The organism is Rosenbergiella gaditana (assembly GCF_018494065.1).
Lineage (GTDB): Bacteria > Pseudomonadota > Gammaproteobacteria > Enterobacterales > Enterobacteriaceae > Rosenbergiella > Rosenbergiella gaditana.
In genome coordinates this window covers 1-15,708 of sequence record NZ_JABBFR010000018.1, presented here as the reverse complement: position 1 = coordinate 15,708, position 15,708 = coordinate 1, and the positions used below count along the sequence as shown (strand labels likewise).

Annotated in this window: 17 protein-coding genes; 16 read left to right on the top strand and 1 reads right to left on the bottom strand. The window is 46.6% G+C overall.

Going from position 1 to position 15,708, the window contains the following annotated elements; all coding sequences use genetic code 11:
- Nucleotides 1-60 precede the first annotated feature (60 nt).
- The 10 genes from udp (at nucleotide 61) to tatD (ending at nucleotide 8,499) form a co-directional block, all read left to right on the top strand.
- Nucleotides 61-822 (top strand): uridine phosphorylase, encoded by a 762-nt coding sequence (gene udp / locus HH682_RS12345; RefSeq protein ID WP_214237849.1) that lies wholly within the window; start codon nucleotides 61-63, stop codon nucleotides 820-822.
- 109 nt (nucleotides 823-931) lie between these two features.
- Nucleotides 932-1,513, top strand: a complete 582-nt coding sequence (locus HH682_RS12340) for a LysE family translocator (protein ID WP_214237898.1) — start codon at nucleotides 932-934, stop codon at nucleotides 1,511-1,513.
- Between the two features lie 26 nt (nucleotides 1,514-1,539).
- Nucleotides 1,540-3,024: a DNA recombination protein RmuC gene (gene rmuC, locus HH682_RS12335; protein ID WP_420826215.1), complete on the top strand. Its 1,485-nt coding sequence runs from the start codon at nucleotides 1,540-1,542 to the stop codon at nucleotides 3,022-3,024.
- A complete protein-coding gene (ubiE, locus tag HH682_RS12330) occupies nucleotides 3,014-3,769 on the top strand; it encodes a bifunctional demethylmenaquinone methyltransferase/2-methoxy-6-polyprenyl-1,4-benzoquinol methylase UbiE (protein WP_048911243.1) in 756 nt (251 codons plus the stop codon). The genes rmuC and ubiE overlap by 11 nt, the downstream gene beginning before the upstream one ends.
- A complete protein-coding gene (ubiJ, locus tag HH682_RS12325) occupies nucleotides 3,769-4,374 on the top strand; it encodes a ubiquinone biosynthesis protein UbiJ (protein ID WP_214237847.1) in 606 nt (201 codons plus the stop codon). The genes ubiE and ubiJ overlap by 1 nt, the downstream gene beginning before the upstream one ends.
- A complete protein-coding gene (gene ubiB / locus HH682_RS12320) occupies nucleotides 4,371-6,008 on the top strand; it encodes a ubiquinone biosynthesis regulatory protein kinase UbiB (protein WP_214237846.1) in 1,638 nt (545 codons plus the stop codon). The genes ubiJ and ubiB overlap by 4 nt, the downstream gene beginning before the upstream one ends.
- Before the next feature lie 85 nt (nucleotides 6,009-6,093).
- Nucleotides 6,094-6,336 carry a twin-arginine translocase subunit TatE gene (gene tatE, locus HH682_RS12315; protein ID WP_214237845.1) on the top strand — a complete coding sequence of 81 codons (243 nt, stop codon included), beginning with the start codon at nucleotides 6,094-6,096 and terminating at the stop codon, nucleotides 6,334-6,336.
- A 3-nt stretch (nucleotides 6,337-6,339) separates the two neighbouring features.
- Nucleotides 6,340-6,873 (top strand): Sec-independent protein translocase protein TatB, encoded by a 534-nt coding sequence (gene tatB / locus HH682_RS12310; protein WP_214237844.1) that lies wholly within the window; start codon nucleotides 6,340-6,342, stop codon nucleotides 6,871-6,873.
- Nucleotides 6,873-7,625 carry a Sec-independent protein translocase subunit TatC gene (gene tatC / locus HH682_RS12305; RefSeq protein WP_214237843.1) on the top strand — a complete coding sequence of 251 codons (753 nt, stop codon included), beginning with the start codon at nucleotides 6,873-6,875 and terminating at the stop codon, nucleotides 7,623-7,625. Before tatB ends, tatC begins: the two co-directional genes overlap by 1 nt.
- 85 nt (nucleotides 7,626-7,710) lie before the next feature.
- Nucleotides 7,711-8,499: a 3'-5' ssDNA/RNA exonuclease TatD gene (gene tatD, locus HH682_RS12300; RefSeq protein WP_214237842.1), complete on the top strand. Its 789-nt coding sequence runs from the start codon at nucleotides 7,711-7,713 to the stop codon at nucleotides 8,497-8,499.
- Here the strand turns inward: tatD and rfaH are convergent, their stop codons facing one another.
- Nucleotides 8,500-8,988: a transcription/translation regulatory transformer protein RfaH gene (gene rfaH, locus HH682_RS12295; RefSeq protein WP_214237841.1), complete on the bottom strand. Its 489-nt coding sequence runs from the start codon at nucleotides 8,986-8,988 to the stop codon at nucleotides 8,500-8,502. It lies immediately after the preceding gene.
- Between the two features lie 181 nt (nucleotides 8,989-9,169).
- Here rfaH and ubiD point away from each other — a divergent pair, with 181 nt between their 5' ends.
- The 6 genes from ubiD to hemG all read left to right on the top strand — a co-directional run bounded on the left by ubiD (nucleotide 9,170) and on the right by hemG (nucleotide 15,568).
- Entirely contained in the window at nucleotides 9,170-10,645 is a 1,476-nt protein-coding gene (ubiD, locus tag HH682_RS12290) for a 4-hydroxy-3-polyprenylbenzoate decarboxylase (protein ID WP_214237840.1), read from the top strand.
- 46 nt (nucleotides 10,646-10,691) lie between these two features.
- The gene (gene fre / locus HH682_RS12285; RefSeq protein ID WP_214237839.1) at nucleotides 10,692-11,393 is read left to right on the top strand and encodes an NAD(P)H-flavin reductase; all 702 of its coding nucleotides are present in this window, start codon (nucleotides 10,692-10,694) and stop codon (nucleotides 11,391-11,393) included.
- Between the two features lie 197 nt (nucleotides 11,394-11,590).
- Nucleotides 11,591-12,922, top strand: coding sequence for a Xaa-Pro dipeptidase (gene pepQ / locus HH682_RS12280; protein ID WP_214237838.1), 1,332 nt, complete (start codon nucleotides 11,591-11,593; stop codon nucleotides 12,920-12,922).
- Entirely contained in the window at nucleotides 12,922-13,533 is a 612-nt protein-coding gene (locus HH682_RS12275; RefSeq protein WP_214237837.1) for an IMPACT family protein, read from the top strand. Before pepQ ends, HH682_RS12275 begins: the two co-directional genes overlap by 1 nt.
- Nucleotides 13,534-13,567: 34 nt before the next feature.
- Entirely contained in the window at nucleotides 13,568-15,019 is a 1,452-nt protein-coding gene (trkH, locus tag HH682_RS12270) for a Trk system potassium transporter TrkH (RefSeq protein ID WP_214237836.1), read from the top strand.
- 9 nt (nucleotides 15,020-15,028) lie between these two features.
- Nucleotides 15,029-15,568: a menaquinone-dependent protoporphyrinogen IX dehydrogenase gene (gene hemG / locus HH682_RS12265; protein WP_214237835.1), complete on the top strand. Its 540-nt coding sequence runs from the start codon at nucleotides 15,029-15,031 to the stop codon at nucleotides 15,566-15,568.
- Nucleotides 15,569-15,708: the final 140 nt, after the last annotated feature.

Below are 15,708 nucleotides of genomic sequence, written 5' to 3'. Positions count from 1 at the left end.
GCCTTCGGCTAGGGTGTCATAAGATAGACGTCAATAATTTTCAGTATAAGTGAGGGTCGTATGTCGAAAGCAGAAGTTTTTCACCTTGGGTTAACACAAGCGGATCTACAGGGCGCTACATTAGCCATTGTTCCAGGCGCACCGGAAAGAGTCAGAAAAATTGCGGATTTAATGGATAATCCACAACCGCTTGCATCACATCGCGAATTCACCTCTTGGCGGGCTGAAATCGATGGCCAAGCCGTTATTGTCTGTTCAACAGGTATTGGCGGCCCTTCAACGTCGATTGCGGTTGAAGAGTTGGCGCAATTGGGCATCCGTACTTTTCTACGTATAGGCACAACGGGTGCCATTCAACCGGATATTCAAGTCGGTGATGTGTTAGTCACTACGGGTGCGGTACGACTGGATGGTGCAAGCCGTCATTTTGCACCAATAGAGTTCCCTGCCGTAGCTGACTTTAGCTGTACTACCGCCTTAGTCGAAGCAGCTAAAGCCTTGGGTGCCTCGACCCATATCGGTATCACTGCGTCTTCGGATACGTTCTATTCTGGTCAAGAGCGCTATGATACCTATTCCGGTCGCGTTGTCAGCGCATTCCAAGGGAGCTTGCAAGAGTGGCAGCTAATGGGTGTCCTTAATTATGAAATGGAATCTGCCACGCTGTTTACGCAGTGTGCCAGCCAAGGACTGCGTGCGGGAATGATTGCTGGCGTCATTGTGAATCGGACACAGCAAGAGATCCCTGTTGAAAGTACGATGCAGAATACAGAAAATATGGCAGTACGCATTGTCGTGGAAGCCGCTCGTCGTCTGTTATAAACCACTCTCGCTTTATTAGGCAGAAAACGTATAGTGTTGCTATTAGTTCGATTAACTCAAGAGGTGGGTTGTAGTGATAGCGACACTGTTAACATTTAGCCTTGCAGCAATGCTCCTTACCTTAACGCCTGGCCTTGATACCGCACTCATTTTAAGAACGTCTATCGCGGAAGGTCGTAAAAATGGCTTTAAAGCGGCATTAGGGATTAATGCAGGCTGTTATATATGGGGGACAATTGTGGCAGTAGGTCTAGGTGCCCTTCTTACTGCCTCGCAAGTTGCCTACGACTGCTTAAAATGGGTGGGAGCTGCCTACCTGCTTTGGTTAGCTATACAGCTTGTGCTCGCACGTCCACAACCCTTAGCGGTATCCTTCACGAGCATTAAACCTAACACGACAAATTGGTTTTTACGTGGCTGTTTAGGGAATATATTAAACCCTAAAATCGGCATTTTTTATGTCAGTTTTTTGCCGCAATTTATCCCCGTGGGCCAATCGCCAGTGATTTGGACCTTCTTGTTAGTCTCCATTCATGTTGCCATTGGAACCTTATGGTCAACGGTTTTGATCAGTATCGCCGCTAAAGCATCCGGTTATTTACAGCAACCTAGAATTATTCAATGGATGAATCGCGTGACGGCCGGTATTTTTGTACTATTCGCTGCAAAACTCGCTTTGGGTTCTCGCTAAAGCATAAAGATATTACGAGGGTAATCTTGGATTTTCAGAATGTGATATATGTGGCTTTGGTTCTGTGCGGCATGGTGGTGGGCTGGTTAATTGCGCTCCTACGCACAGGGCGTTCAACTGCGGTGAGAGAGGCGGAGTTCGCGCACCTCTCGCAGAACTTACAGCGTAGTGAGCAACGTTGTAGCGAACAGCAACAGCAGCTTCAGTTGTTACAACAACGGCAAAGCGAGTGGCAGGCTAAAGCCGCTGCTGCACAGGAAAAACTTCAGTTACTCGACTACTGGCAGCAACAAACGGAACAGCTAAATCAAGAATTGCGCCACCAGTTCGACCTTAATCGTGCGCAAGAGGCTGAGCTAAGGGAAGTCACCACACGTTGGCAAGAGTCACAACGTGCGATGGAAGAGAAGCATCAAGTATTGACCGACAGTGAAAAACGGCTGACTACCCAGTTTGAAAACTTAGCGAGCCGTATTTTCGAACAGACCCATCGTCGAGTTGACGAACAAAATCGTCAAAGCCTTAGTGGATTATTATCCCCTCTACGAGAACAACTGGATGGCTTTCGTCGCCATGTTAGCGATAGCTTTAGTCAAGAGGCTCGGGAAAGACATACGCTTACGCATGAAATAAAACAGTTACAGCAACTGAATAGCCAAATGGCACAAGAGGCCCTTAATCTCACCAATGCCCTGAAAGGCGATAATAAAATTCAGGGTAATTGGGGGGAAGTGGTTTTAGCTCGGGTATTAGAGGCTTCCGGACTACGCGAGGGCTATGAATACCATACACAGGTAAGTATTCAGAGCGAGCAAAGGCGCTATCAACCCGACATTATTGTGCGATTACCTCAAGAGAAAGATGTGGTGATCGATGCTAAGATGACCTTAGTTGCTTACGAACGCTACTTTAATGCCTCGGATGACACCGCACGACAGCAAGCCGCCCAAGAACATATTATAGCGGTACGTCAGCACATTCGTGGACTAGGGCGTAAAGACTATCAAGGGTTACCGGGTTTACGTAGCCTTGATTATGTCTTGATGTTTATTCCGGTTGAACCCGCTTTTCTTCTGGCGCTGGATCGGGAACCTGAGCTCATTAATGAAGCGCTATCCCATAACATTATGCTAGTCAGTCCCACCACATTATTAGTGGCGCTACGTACCATTAATAATCTATGGCGTTATGAGCATCAAAGCCAGAATGCACAAAAAATCGCTGAGCGTGCGGCAAAACTCTACGACAAAATGCGCTTATTTGTAGAGGATATGACAATGCTCGGGGGGACTTTAGATAAAGCCCAATTCAGTTACCATCAAGCGATGAAAAAACTCACTCATGGGCGGGGTAATATGCTGGCTCAAACTGAAGCGTTTCGCCAGTTAGGGGTCGAAGTTAAACGTCCTATTGACAAGCAATTAACCGAACAAGCCATGTCAGATGAGCCGGACTCTGATACACTTGATACAGACGCATTGACTAAGCAGGTAAATATAGATGGCAGATAATTCCAAGGACACCACCCACTTTGGCTTCCAAACCGTGGCTAAAGATGAAAAGGCCGGCAAAGTAGCCGATGTATTCCATTCCGTCGCGGCAAAATATGACCTTATGAACGATTTGATGTCGATGGGGATCCATCGCGTCTGGAAACGTTTTACCATCGATTGTAGTGGTGTGCGTCGCGGTCAACGTGTACTCGATCTTGCGGGTGGAACCGGCGATTTAACCGCGAAGTTCTCTCGCTTAGTGGGTGAAACAGGTGAAGTTGTGCTGGCTGATATTAATAGCTCAATGCTTAAAATGGGGCGTGAAAAACTGCGTAACCTAGGTATTGCAGGCAATGTTAGCTACGTACAAGCGAATGCCGAAGCGCTCCCATTCCCTGATAATTATTTTGACTGCATTACCATCTCCTTTGGTCTACGAAACGTTACCGATAAAGATAAAGCTTTAGCGTCTATGTTCCGTGTATTAAAGCCGGGCGGTCGCCTATTAGTCTTAGAGTTTTCTAAACCGTTACTTGAGCCGCTGAGTAAGGTTTATGATGCTTACTCTTTCCATATTCTTCCGCGTATCGGGCAGCTTGTTGCGAACGATGCAGAAAGCTATCGTTACCTCGCCGAATCTATCCGTATGCATCCTGACCAAGAGACGTTGAAGCAGATGATGGAAGATGTCGGGTTCGAGAACAGTACTTATTACAATCTCACTGGTGGGATTGTTGCGCTACACCGCGGGTATAAATTTTAATGCCAACCATGCCAATGATCACTGCGCTACTCGAGCAAGGACTTAATCGGACGCTTTGGCAGGATCGCGGGGCGAAAAGTACTCGACAGCGCTTAAAAGGGAAAATTTTAACCCTTAATATTCGTGAGCTGGGTCAGCCGATAGTGCTGTACTTTAGCGAGCAGCAAATCGATGTACTGAGTACGGCAACACCAGAGAGTGATTGTACCGTCACTCTGAGTATCACCGTTCTGCCACAGCTTCAGGATCGCAAAAACCTGACATCATTGATCAAGTCGAGTCAGTTAGAGGTAGAGGGTGATCTGCAGGTCATTCAGCTTTTTTCAACGCTGATTGATTTGGCTGAATTCGATCCAGCGGAGTATCTCGCTCCGTGGGTCGGTGATTTATTGGCACAGTCTGTGACTCAGACGGGTAAAAATATCGCCTCCTTTGTACAGCGGACCTTTATCCGACGGCAGTCACAAGTCAGTGATACACTGATTGAAGAGTGGCGCGTCGTTCCGGGTGCTCTTGAACAAGCGTGGTTTTGTGAAGAAGCGCAGGCTGTCGAGCGACAGTGTCAAGCGTTGGAAGATCGTTTATCGAAATTGGAGACTCTATGACGTTCGGTGAACTGCGTCGGCTCTATTTTATTATTCGTATATTTTTAACTTACGGATTAGATGAGTTAATTCCTCGTACTCGTTTAACCTTCCTACTTAGGCTATGGCGCAAGGGCCTTTTTTGGATACCGAATAAGCACCAAGATAAAGCGGTCGGTCTGCGTCTACGTCTTGCCCTTGAACAATTAGGCCCGGTCTGGATCAAGCTGGGACAAATGCTCTCCACTCGACGTGATCTCTTTCCACCTGAAATCGCGGATCAATTAGCCTCACTTCAAGATCGTGTTCCCCCTTTCGATGGTGTTCGCGCTAAAGCACAGATTGAAAAGTCGCTGGGCGGGCCAGTAGAAAACTATTTCGATAACTTTGATATCAATCCGTTAGCCTCGGCGTCGATTGCACAGGTTCATACCGCCATTCTCAAAGAGAATCAAAAGCACGTTGTGATTAAGGTAATACGTCCCGATATCCTGCCCGTTATTAAAGCTGACATGCGACTGATTTATCGGTTGGCAAGCTGGTTACCGAGAATCTTACCGGACGGTCGTCGCCTTCGTCCGATTGAAGTTGTTAAAGATTACGAAAAAACCCTGATTGATGAGTTAAATTTATTGCGTGAAGGGGCAAACGCTATTCAACTTCGCCGTAATTTCGAAGGGAATAACCTTCTCTATGTGCCTGAGATTTACTCTGATTATGGCAGTGAAACCATGTTAGTGATGGAACGTATATATGGTATCCCCATCTCTGATACGCAAACTCTGGTTGAGCGAGGCATTAATATGCAACTCCTCGCCGAGCGTGGGGTACAGGTCTTCTTTACCCAAGTCTTCCGTGATAGTTTCTTTCATGCGGACATGCATCCAGGCAATATTTTTGTCAGCCATGATCATCCCGACGATCCACAATATATTGCCATCGACTGCGGAATTGTCGGGTCATTAAATAAAAATGATAAGCGTTATTTAGCCGAAAACTTTATCGCATTTTTCAATCGCGATTATCGCCGTGTGGCAGAACTCCATGTCGATTCTGGATGGGTACCACCTGATACAAATGTTGAAGATTTCGAATTTTCGATTAGAACAGTCTGTGAACCTATCTTTGAGAAGCCTTTGGCTGAAATCTCTTTTGGCCATGTGTTACTGAATCTCTTTAACACGGCACGCCGATTCAATATGGAAGTACAGCCGCAACTGGTGCTGTTGCAAAAAACCTTGCTTTACATTGAAGGCATTGGCCGCCAACTTTATCCGCAACTCGATTTATGGAAGACGGCGAAGCCTTTCCTTGAAGACTGGATTAAAGATCAAGTGGGGCTCCCTGCGCTCTGGCGTACGGTGAAAACCAAAGCTCCGATGTGGGCGGAACGGCTACCCGAATTGCCTGAGCTCGTTTTTGATACGCTTCACCATCATAAACTGCTAAAGCACAGTGTTGATAAGCTCGCGGATCAACTTAACCAACAACATAATCGCCATACTCAAGTTCGTTATTTATGGGGAATGGGGGCAATATGTTTACTCAGTAGCACAGCAGTGATGCTGGTTCACCCAGAATTGAAATGGATGTCTGGGGGATTACTGGCAGGAGCCATAATCAGCTGGTTGGTTGGCTGGCGAAAAACTACGTAAAGAGTCATGGCAGAGCACAGCATTGCCGTTGAACATCTGGTATGATTAATTTTAATTAACAAGCTATTATCATTTTGAGGTCATCATGGCTGGGATCAGTATTACCAAACTCCTCATCATTGCCGTTATTGTTATCCTGTTTTTCGGAACGAAAAAGCTACGTAACCTAGGCTCCGATTTAGGGTCATCAATAAAAGGGTTCAAAAAAGCAATGAGCGACGATGAAACGAAAAAAGATCAGGATGCCGATTTCTCAACAAAATCTCTTTCTGATTCTGAAAACGCTTCACCATCTGAAGTTAAGCATAAAGACAAAGATCAGGTATAACCCGTGTTCGATATTGGATTTAGCGAGTTACTGTTAGTTTTCGTGATAGGGCTTGTGGTACTGGGCCCTGAACGACTTCCCGTAGCCGTCAAAACGGTTGTCGGTTGGATCCGTGCTATCCGGTCTTTGGCTGCCAACGTACAACATGAATTGGCGCAAGAGCTAAAGCTTCAAGAGCTACAGGACAGTGTTAAAAAGGTGGAAGAGGCCGGTAAAGGCGTACTCTCTCCTGAGCTTAAAGAGTCGATAGAAGAGTTACGTAAAACCGCCGAGTCTGTAAAGCAGACTTACCATGAATCGATTGATATTGAGCGTAGCGAGGATGTAGCGTCTCACACGGATTCTGTGGAAAAAGCGAAAACATCTGAATCGCTTCAGGCAGCCACTAAAGTGACTGAGCCTACAGGGGTTACGTCACGCTTAGTGACACCAGAAGACGAACAAGCCGCTGCTACGGCTAAGCCGACCTCACCCCCTGAAACGACTCAGGGCGTTGTCAAAGAAGCAACCCCCTCTACTAGCGAAGATAAAAGTTAATGGAAGTCGAAGATACTCAACCGCTAATCAGTCACTTAATTGAGCTACGTAAGCGGCTGCTTAATTGTATTATTGCTGTTTTTGTTATTTTTCTAGCCTTAATCTATTTTGCTAATGATATTTACCAACTCATTGCCGCGCCACTTATTAGACAAATGCCGGTTGGGGCTAGCATGATTGCGACAGATGTCGCTTCGCCTTTTTTTACCCCGATTAAGCTGACTATTATCGTCTCTGTATTTTTAGCGGTTCCTGTAATTCTTTATCAAGTCTGGGCATTTATCGCACCGGCGCTCTATCGCCACGAACGTAAACTGGTGATGCCATTACTTTTCTCAAGTAGCCTGCTATTTTACGTGGGGGTGGCGTTTGCCTATTTTATTGTCTTCCCGCTTGCGTTCGGTTTTTTTGCTAAGACCGCCCCGCAAGGCGTGCAGATTGCTACCGATATTAGTAATTATCTCGACTTCGTTATGGCGATTTTTTTAGCCTTTGGCGTCGCATTCGAAGTGCCTATTGCGATAGTTCTGTTGTGTTGGACCGGCTTAACGACTCCCGACGATCTGCGGAAAAAGCGTCCCTATATCTTGGTCGGTGCGTTTGTGGTCGGAATGCTATTAACACCTCCTGACGTTTTTTCTCAAACTTTACTCGCTATTCCGATGTACTGCCTATTTGAAGTCGGCGTATTCTTCTCCCGTTATTATGTAGGAAAAGGACGTTGGGATAAGGAACAGGATAGCGAATCCTGAGGTCCCACTCTCAGGTTCTGCGGGATAAGCTGCGGAACAACGTTGAACCAGGCCACTTTAGTGTGGCCTCGCGTTGGAAAATAAGATGTTTGATATTGGTGTTAACCTAACAAGTACGCAGTTTGCAAAAGATAGAAAACAGATCGTCACTCGTGCCCAACAAGCAGGGATAACCGGAATTTTAATTACCGGTACCAATGCGTTGGAAAGTCAGCAGGCACAATTCCTCGCCACCCAACATCCAGGTTATTGTTGGTCTACCGCAGGTGTACACCCACATCATGCCAGTGAGTGGTCGCAAGAAACCGCAGGGACACTGCGTCGTTTAGCGAGCCAACCTCAAGTTGTCGCCATTGGTGAGTGTGGTCTAGATTATAATCGGAACATATCGATCCCCGCGCAACAAGAGTATGCGTTTAACGCTCAACTCGAATTGGCGGCCGAATTAGCGATGCCAGTCTTCCTTCATTGTCGTGAAGCACACGATCGTTTTATGGCGATCTTAACGCCATGGTTAACGAAACTGCCCGCGGTAGTGGTGCACTGTTTTACGGGAACACAACGGGAGTTAGAAGACTATATTGCTCATGGTATGATGATTGGGATTACCGGATGGGTGTGCGATGAGCGTCGTGGCCTAGAGGTTCGAGAATTATTGTCACGGATCCCTGCTGATCGCTTATTACTTGAAACTGATGCACCCTATTTGCTCCCACGAGATATGCGGCCTCGGCCACCTTCACGGCGTAACGAACCCTGTTATCTTCCTCACATTGTCCAGCAGGTAGCAACCTGGCGCGCAGAAGACCCACAAACCTTGGCGGTACAAACCGACAGTAACGCCCGTCGTTTATTTGGCCTTAGCGGATTGTAATTATTTTTTGGTAAACGCGTCATTCTCAATGCTGCGTGTCACCGTCTTATTTAATAGATTGAGTAATAAGATTGAGCGTGTTTCGCCATCGGTTTCTTGGTAAATAGCGCTCATCCCTTCAAAAATACCGCCAGTAATCATGACGCTTTCACCGGCTTGCGGTAAGGCTGCGCTGTCATTACTTTCTGAAGGGCAGGCTTGTAAACTGGCGATAACTTGCTCCGGTACTCGAGCCAGTGTTGAGCCAAAGCGCACAAAATGGCTGACACCGCGTGTGGCGCTTATAGTGGTGGTGTGGATAACCTCAGGATCGAACTGTAAGAAAAGATAGTTCGGGAAGAGGGGCTCAGAGACCTTCTTAACTTTCGCCCGCACCAACTTTTCCGTCTCAATCAACGGGACAAAGCAGGTGACTTGCTGTCTTTCTAGATGTTCTTGTGCGCGAGCCATCTGCCCACGTTTGCAATACAGTAAATACCAACCAGCCATAATCTCTCCAAAGATAACGGTGAATGATAACAAAGAGATATTTATTGGTATAGTTTACTTCTACGTTGAGCTCACGAGATCTCAGTAAATTCTGGAATTTAATCAAATAAAACGCAGCGCCAGCCGCTATTCATACATATAATGGCATCATTGCTAATAATAATCGTAGATATCACCTTTTATGAAATATCAGGACTTAAGAGACTTTATTCAGCAGTTGGAAGCCATCGGTGAATTAAAACGGATAACATTACCGATTGATCCTAATCTTGAAATGACTGAGATTGCTGACCGAACCTTAAGAGCAGGGGGACCTGCATTATTGTTCGAAAACCCTAAGGGTTACGATATGCCGGTGTTGTGTAACCTGTTTGGTACGCCGCGTCGTGTTGCGCTAGGCATGGGGCGAGATGACGTGAGTGCGCTACGTGAAGTCGGTGAACTCCTTGCGTTTTTAAAAGAACCTGAGCCTCCTCGTGGATTTCGCGATCTCTTCGATAAACTCCCACGTTTCAAAAATGTCCTGAACATGCCAACCAAAAGGCTGCGTTCAGCGCCTTGCCAACAACAGGTTGAGCAAGGAGACGATGTCGATTTACACAAAATTCCTGTCATGCGCTGTTGGCCAGAAGATGCTGCGCCGCTCATCACTTGGGGATTGGTCGTTACGCGGGGGCCTCATAAAGAGCGTCAAAATCTCGGTATCTATCGATTACAGGTTATTGGTAAGAATAGACTGATCATGCGTTGGTTATCACATCGTGGTGGGGCGCTCGATTTCCAAGAGTGGTGTAAAGCGCATCCTGGAGAACGCTTCCCGGTGAGTGTCGCCTTAGGCGCCGACCCGGCCACTATCCTAGGGGCGGTGACGCCTGTACCCGATGGATTGTCTGAGTATGCCTTTGCAGGGTTACTCAGAGGAACCAAAACAGAAGTAGTGAAATGCCTCTCCTCTGAACTCGAAGTTCCTGCCAGCGCTGAAATTGTGCTGGAAGGGTATATCGAACCCGGTGATCTCGCCCCAGAAGGTCCTTATGGTGACCACACCGGGTATTATAATGAAGTGGATGATTTCCCTGTCTTCACCGTTACGCATGTTACACATCGCGATAAGCCTATCTATCATTCGACTTATACTGGACGCCCGCCGGATGAACCCGCCGTACTCGGTGTTGCACTGAATGAGGTATTGGTTCCGATTCTAATCAAACAGTTTCCAGAAATCGTTGATTTCTATTTACCACCGGAAGGCTGTTCCTACCGCTTAGCGGTCGTGACGATTAAGAAACAGTATGCAGGCCATGCAAAGCGCGTTATGTTTGGCGTATGGTCTTTCTTACGGCAGTTTATGTATACCAAATTCGTGATAGTTTGTGATGATGACGTCAATGCTCGTGATTGGAATGACGTTATTTGGGCGATCACGACACGCATGGACCCTGCCCGTGATACGGTGTTAGTCGAAAATACTCCGATAGATTATCTCGATTTCGCATCACCCGTTTCAGGGTTAGGCTCCAAAATGGGCATGGATGCGACCAACAAATGGCCAGGTGAGACAGATCGTGAATGGGGACGTCCAATCGTTAAAGACCCTGAAGTCACTGCTCGTGTGGATGCCCTATGGGATGATTTAGCTATTTTCCCGAAGCAATAAAGGCCAACACTTCAATAAACTTGTCTATGCCTGACAGAGGTAATGAATGACTATTTTGAGCTGTAATGTAATTTCTGTAGAAACCATCACCGAGACCGTTTATCGCGTGAGAATTGTTCCTGAAAACGAATTTACTTTTCGTGCTGGCCAATACTTAATGGTTGTGATGGATGAGCAAGATAAACGTCCTTTCTCGGTGGCCTCAACGCCGATGGAAAAAGATATTATCGAATTACATATTGGTGCATCGGATATGAATCTTTATGCCATGGCCGTCATGGACAAAATCCGTCAGCAGAAAACGATTCAAGTTGATATGCCTCATGGCGATGCTTGGTTACGAGAAGGCGGTCAACGGCCAATTATTTTAATTGCAGGTGGAACAGGATTTTCTTATGCCCGCTCTATCCTGTTAACCGCGCTAGCGGAAAATCCAGAGCGTGAAATTGAATTATATTGGGGAGGACGTGAGCCTCAGCACCTCTATGATTTAACTGAGCTAGAAGCGTTGGCGGTACGCCATCCCTCGTTAAAAATTATTCCGGTAGTTGAGCAACCTGATGCTGAATGGCAAGGGCGCACAGGAACGGTTCTTCCAGCAGTACTGACTGATCATGTCTCGCTTGCTGAGCATGATATTTATATTGCTGGTCGCTTTGAAATGGCTAAAATTGCCCGTGAGCGTTTTTGTATCGAAGCTGGCGCACAAGTTGAAAATATCTATGGGGATGCATTCGCGTTCCTATAACCTCTCTCTCGTGCGGTGAGATAGACTTAAATAAAGAGGCTGGTAAATAATGATTTATCGGTCTCTTTATTTGTGGGGTGATCACCAAACCAGTCCCCAATATTTTAGCCTCTATCGTTCTTCCTCTTATCACTAAGGCGCCAGTAAAAAGCTGTGCTACCATAAGCGCTGATTTTGAACCGTTTGGAGAAGGCAGAATGAATTCGTTACCCGCACTCTATCGTGCTCATCTTAATAGCTTGGTCGCTCACGCACGTATTATTTTGGCGCGATCACAGCGCGATGCATTATTGATTCATTCTGGAGAGCTAATCACCGCATTCCAAGATGACCATGCTTATCCCTTTAAAGTTAATCCCTTATTTAAGGCTTGGCTACCGGTTACCGAAACAGCAAATTGCTGGTTATGGATTGATGGTCAGACGCGTCCAACGCTCTATTTTTATTCTCCGACCGACTACTGGCACAAAGTTGATCCGCTCCCTGATACTTATTGGAGCCGAGAATTTACTGTTGTGGCCTTAAAACAGGCCAATGATATTGCGGCGTTACTCCCCGCTCAGCGCAGTAACGTGGCTTATCTTGGATCGGCGACTCATCGCGCAATAGAGCTCGGGATCCCTGCATCGCAGCATAACCCGCGACAGATTATCGATTATCTTCACTATTACCGCAGTTTTAAAACAGATTATGAGCTGTATTGCATGCGTGAAGCGCAGCGCAGCGCGGTAAAAGGGCATTTAGCGGCACGTGATAGTTTCTTCGCGGGGGCGAGCGAGTTTCAAATCAACAATGATTATCTCGCGGCTACGGGACAACGTGATACCAATGTGCCTTACGGTAATATTGTTGCGATCAATGAGCATGCCTCTGTCTTACACTACACGCACTTGGATCATGAGCGCCCTAAAACATCCCGTAGTTTTTTGTTAGATGCCGGTAGCGAATATAACGGCTATGCCGCCGACTTAACTCGCTCTTATGCTGAGTCACCGACGACGTTATATGCCGAGTTAGTGGCAGCGGTAAACCAACACGAATTGGCGTTAATTGATTCGTTGAAAGTGGGGCAGCGTTACAGCGACTACCATCTACAAATGAATCAGCGCATTGCCACTATGCTTTGTGAAGCCGGCATTATGAAAGATATTAGTGAGGAAGCGCTGGTCAGTGAAAATATTACCTCCACCTTTATGCCACATGGAGTAGGCCATTCACTAGGATTACAAGTTCATGATGTCGCTGGATTTATGCAAGATGATCAAGGAACACATCTTGCGGCACCAGCAGAATATCCTTGGCTGCGTTGCACGCGCATTATTGAGCCGCGGATGGTACTGACGATTGAACCAGGTTTATACTTTATCGAGTCGCTCCTCGCGCCTTGGCGCAATAGTGCATATACCCGGCACTTTAATTGGAAGGTAATAGACGAATTGAAGGGCTATGGGGGGATTCGTATTGAAGACAATGTCATCATTTGGCCCGAGCACGTCGAAAACATGACGCGTGATTTACAGCTACCCTAATGCATAGTTACCCAGTCCCTAGGCAGGCACAAACTTTAGTTGAGGAGACGATCAAAAAAAGTCGTTTCATCACCTATATTGTGCACACTGCTGGCATTGAAGCGGCGAAAAATGTTGTTCAAGCAATACGCGCGCAACATCCCACTGCTCGGCATCATTGCTGGGCCTTCGTTGCGGGAGCCCCTAACGACTCGCAACAATTAGGCTTTTCTGATGATGGTGAACCGTCAGGAACGGCAGGTAAGCCCATGTTAGCGCAATTAATGGGGAGTGGATTGGGTGAGGTCACTGCCGTCGTCGTACGTTATTACGGTGGGGTGATGCTAGGAACTGGCGGTTTAGTTAAAGCCTATGGGGGCGGGGTACAATCAGCACTTAAGCAAGTTGAACGTCAAATAAAGGTCCCTAAAAACGCCTATTGGCTCCACTGCCAGTATGCCCAATTAGCTGAGATTGAACGTATCATTCAGCGTTTCCAAGGTGATCTCCTTGACACTCATTTCACTGAACAGGTAACTGTCTATATTGCTCTGCCTGAGGCATTTTTAGCAGAGTGTAATGAGGCACTTAGTCAGTTTAGTCGCGGTGAACTCCATTTACAGCAGCAATAAATAATCCTGAATCAGGTCGAATAGGACAGGCAGCATGCAATTCCGAGCCCTTACCCGTATTGTAGGTCTTTTAATTATTATCTTCTCCGGCACCATGATGTTGCCAGGGCTTGTGGCACTGATCTACCGAGATGGAGCCGGAAGAGCCTTTAGCCAGACTTTTCTCACCGCGTTAGTGATTGGTTCTTTACTATGGTGGCCTAACCGTAAACATCGACGTGAACTTAAACCTCGGGAAGGCTTTTTTATCGTCGTCCTTTTTTGGATAGTACTGGGCAGCGTCGGGGCATTACCTTTTATGTTTGCCGAGCGACCTCATCTTTCAGTTACCGACGCCTTCTTCGAATCGTTTTCGGGTCTTACTACCACGGGGGCAACAACACTGATTGGTCTAGATACCTTACCCAAGGCAATATTGTTTTATCGGCAAATGTTGCAGTGGTTGGGCGGTATGGGGATTATTGTCTTAGCGGTAGCAATCCTACCGATATTAGGGGTAGGGGGTATGCAGCTCTACCGTGCAGAAATGCCGGGTCCCTTAAAAGATAATAAAATGCGTCCGCGGATTGCTGAAACGGCTAAAACATTGTGGTTGATTTATGTATTGCTCACGATAGCTTGTGCGTTGGCACTATGGTTTGCCGGAATGCCGTTATTTGATGCAATTGGCCATAGCTTCTCGACCATATCCATTGGCGGTTTTTCTACCCATGACTCGAGTGTCGGCTACTTTAATAGCCCACTGATCAACAGCATTATCGCAATTTTCCTCTTAATTTCTGGCTGTAACTACGGACTCCACTTCTCGCTGCTTTCGGGTAGAAGCCTTAAAGTCTATTGGCGTGATCCTGAGTTTCGCGTATTTATTGGTGTGCAGTTAAGCTTGGTTATTATCGCAACCCTGATTTTAATGACGCATCATGTCTATCACGGTTTTTGGGCAACATTGGACCAAGCCTTTTTCCAAGTAGTTTCCATGGCGACCACCGCCGGGTTCACTACTGATAGCATTGCTCACTGGCCACTATTCTTACCTGTTCTTCTATTATGTACAGCATTTATCGGGGGATGTGCCGGATCGACTGGTGGTGGGCTTAAAGTGATTCGTATTCTCTTGTTGTTCAAACAAGGTAACCGCGAGTTAAAGCGCTTAGTACATCCTAATGCAGTCTATACCATTAAATTGGGGGATCGCCCTCTACCTGAGCGAATCATCGAAGCGGTATGGGGATTTTTCTCAGCTTACGCACTCGTCTTTTTGGTGAGTATGATGGCAATTATTGCAACCGGCGTGGATAACTTCTCTGCATTTGCAGCTGTGGCCGCCACACTGAATAACTTAGGCCCTGGTCTAGGAGTGGTGGCAGATAACTTTGCTTCGATGAACGATACTGCGAAGTGGATACTTATTTCGACTATGCTGTTTGGGCGTTTAGAAGTTTTTACGCTATTAGTTCTTTTCACGCCAACATTTTGGCGTCAATAAGGTGTATGAATGAAAACTCTTCTTCTTTATTCAACGCGTGATGGACAGACCCATAAGATTGCGCAAGCTATTCAACTCGAGATGGTACCGCAGCAGGTCGACCTTTATGATTTAACGGTATTACCAAGTATAGATTGGTCGCTGTACGATAAGGTAATAATTGGAGCCTCGATTCGTTATGGGCGCTTTGCCCCACAACTGGCCGAATTTGTCGATGCGCATACACGCGAGTTAAGTCAGCGCCACAGTGCTTTCTATTCAGTAAACCTCACCGCCCGTAAACCTGATAAAGCGTCACCCGAAACAAATGTCTACACGCATAAGTTTTTGAGTGCTTCTACTTGGGTGCCTGATGAGGTTGCGGTGTTTGCCGGTGCGTTACGTTATCCCCGTTATCGATGGTTTGATCGCTTTATGATTGGACTCATCATGAAAATGACCGGGGGGGAGACGGATAAGACTAAAGAGGTTGAATACACACAATGGGAAAAGGTACGTGAATTTGCCCAGAGAATTGCTGAGAAAAAGAGCAAGTTGGTGGGAAATTGAGTGGTTCGGTTAGAAAAGAAACGAACGAGAATTTTTTTTAAATAATCCCTTGCGCTCTGAGCTGAACTCCCTATAATGCGCATCCACTGACACGGCAAAGCGAGATACGCAGCGCGGTGACAGGGACTGAAGCGATTCGG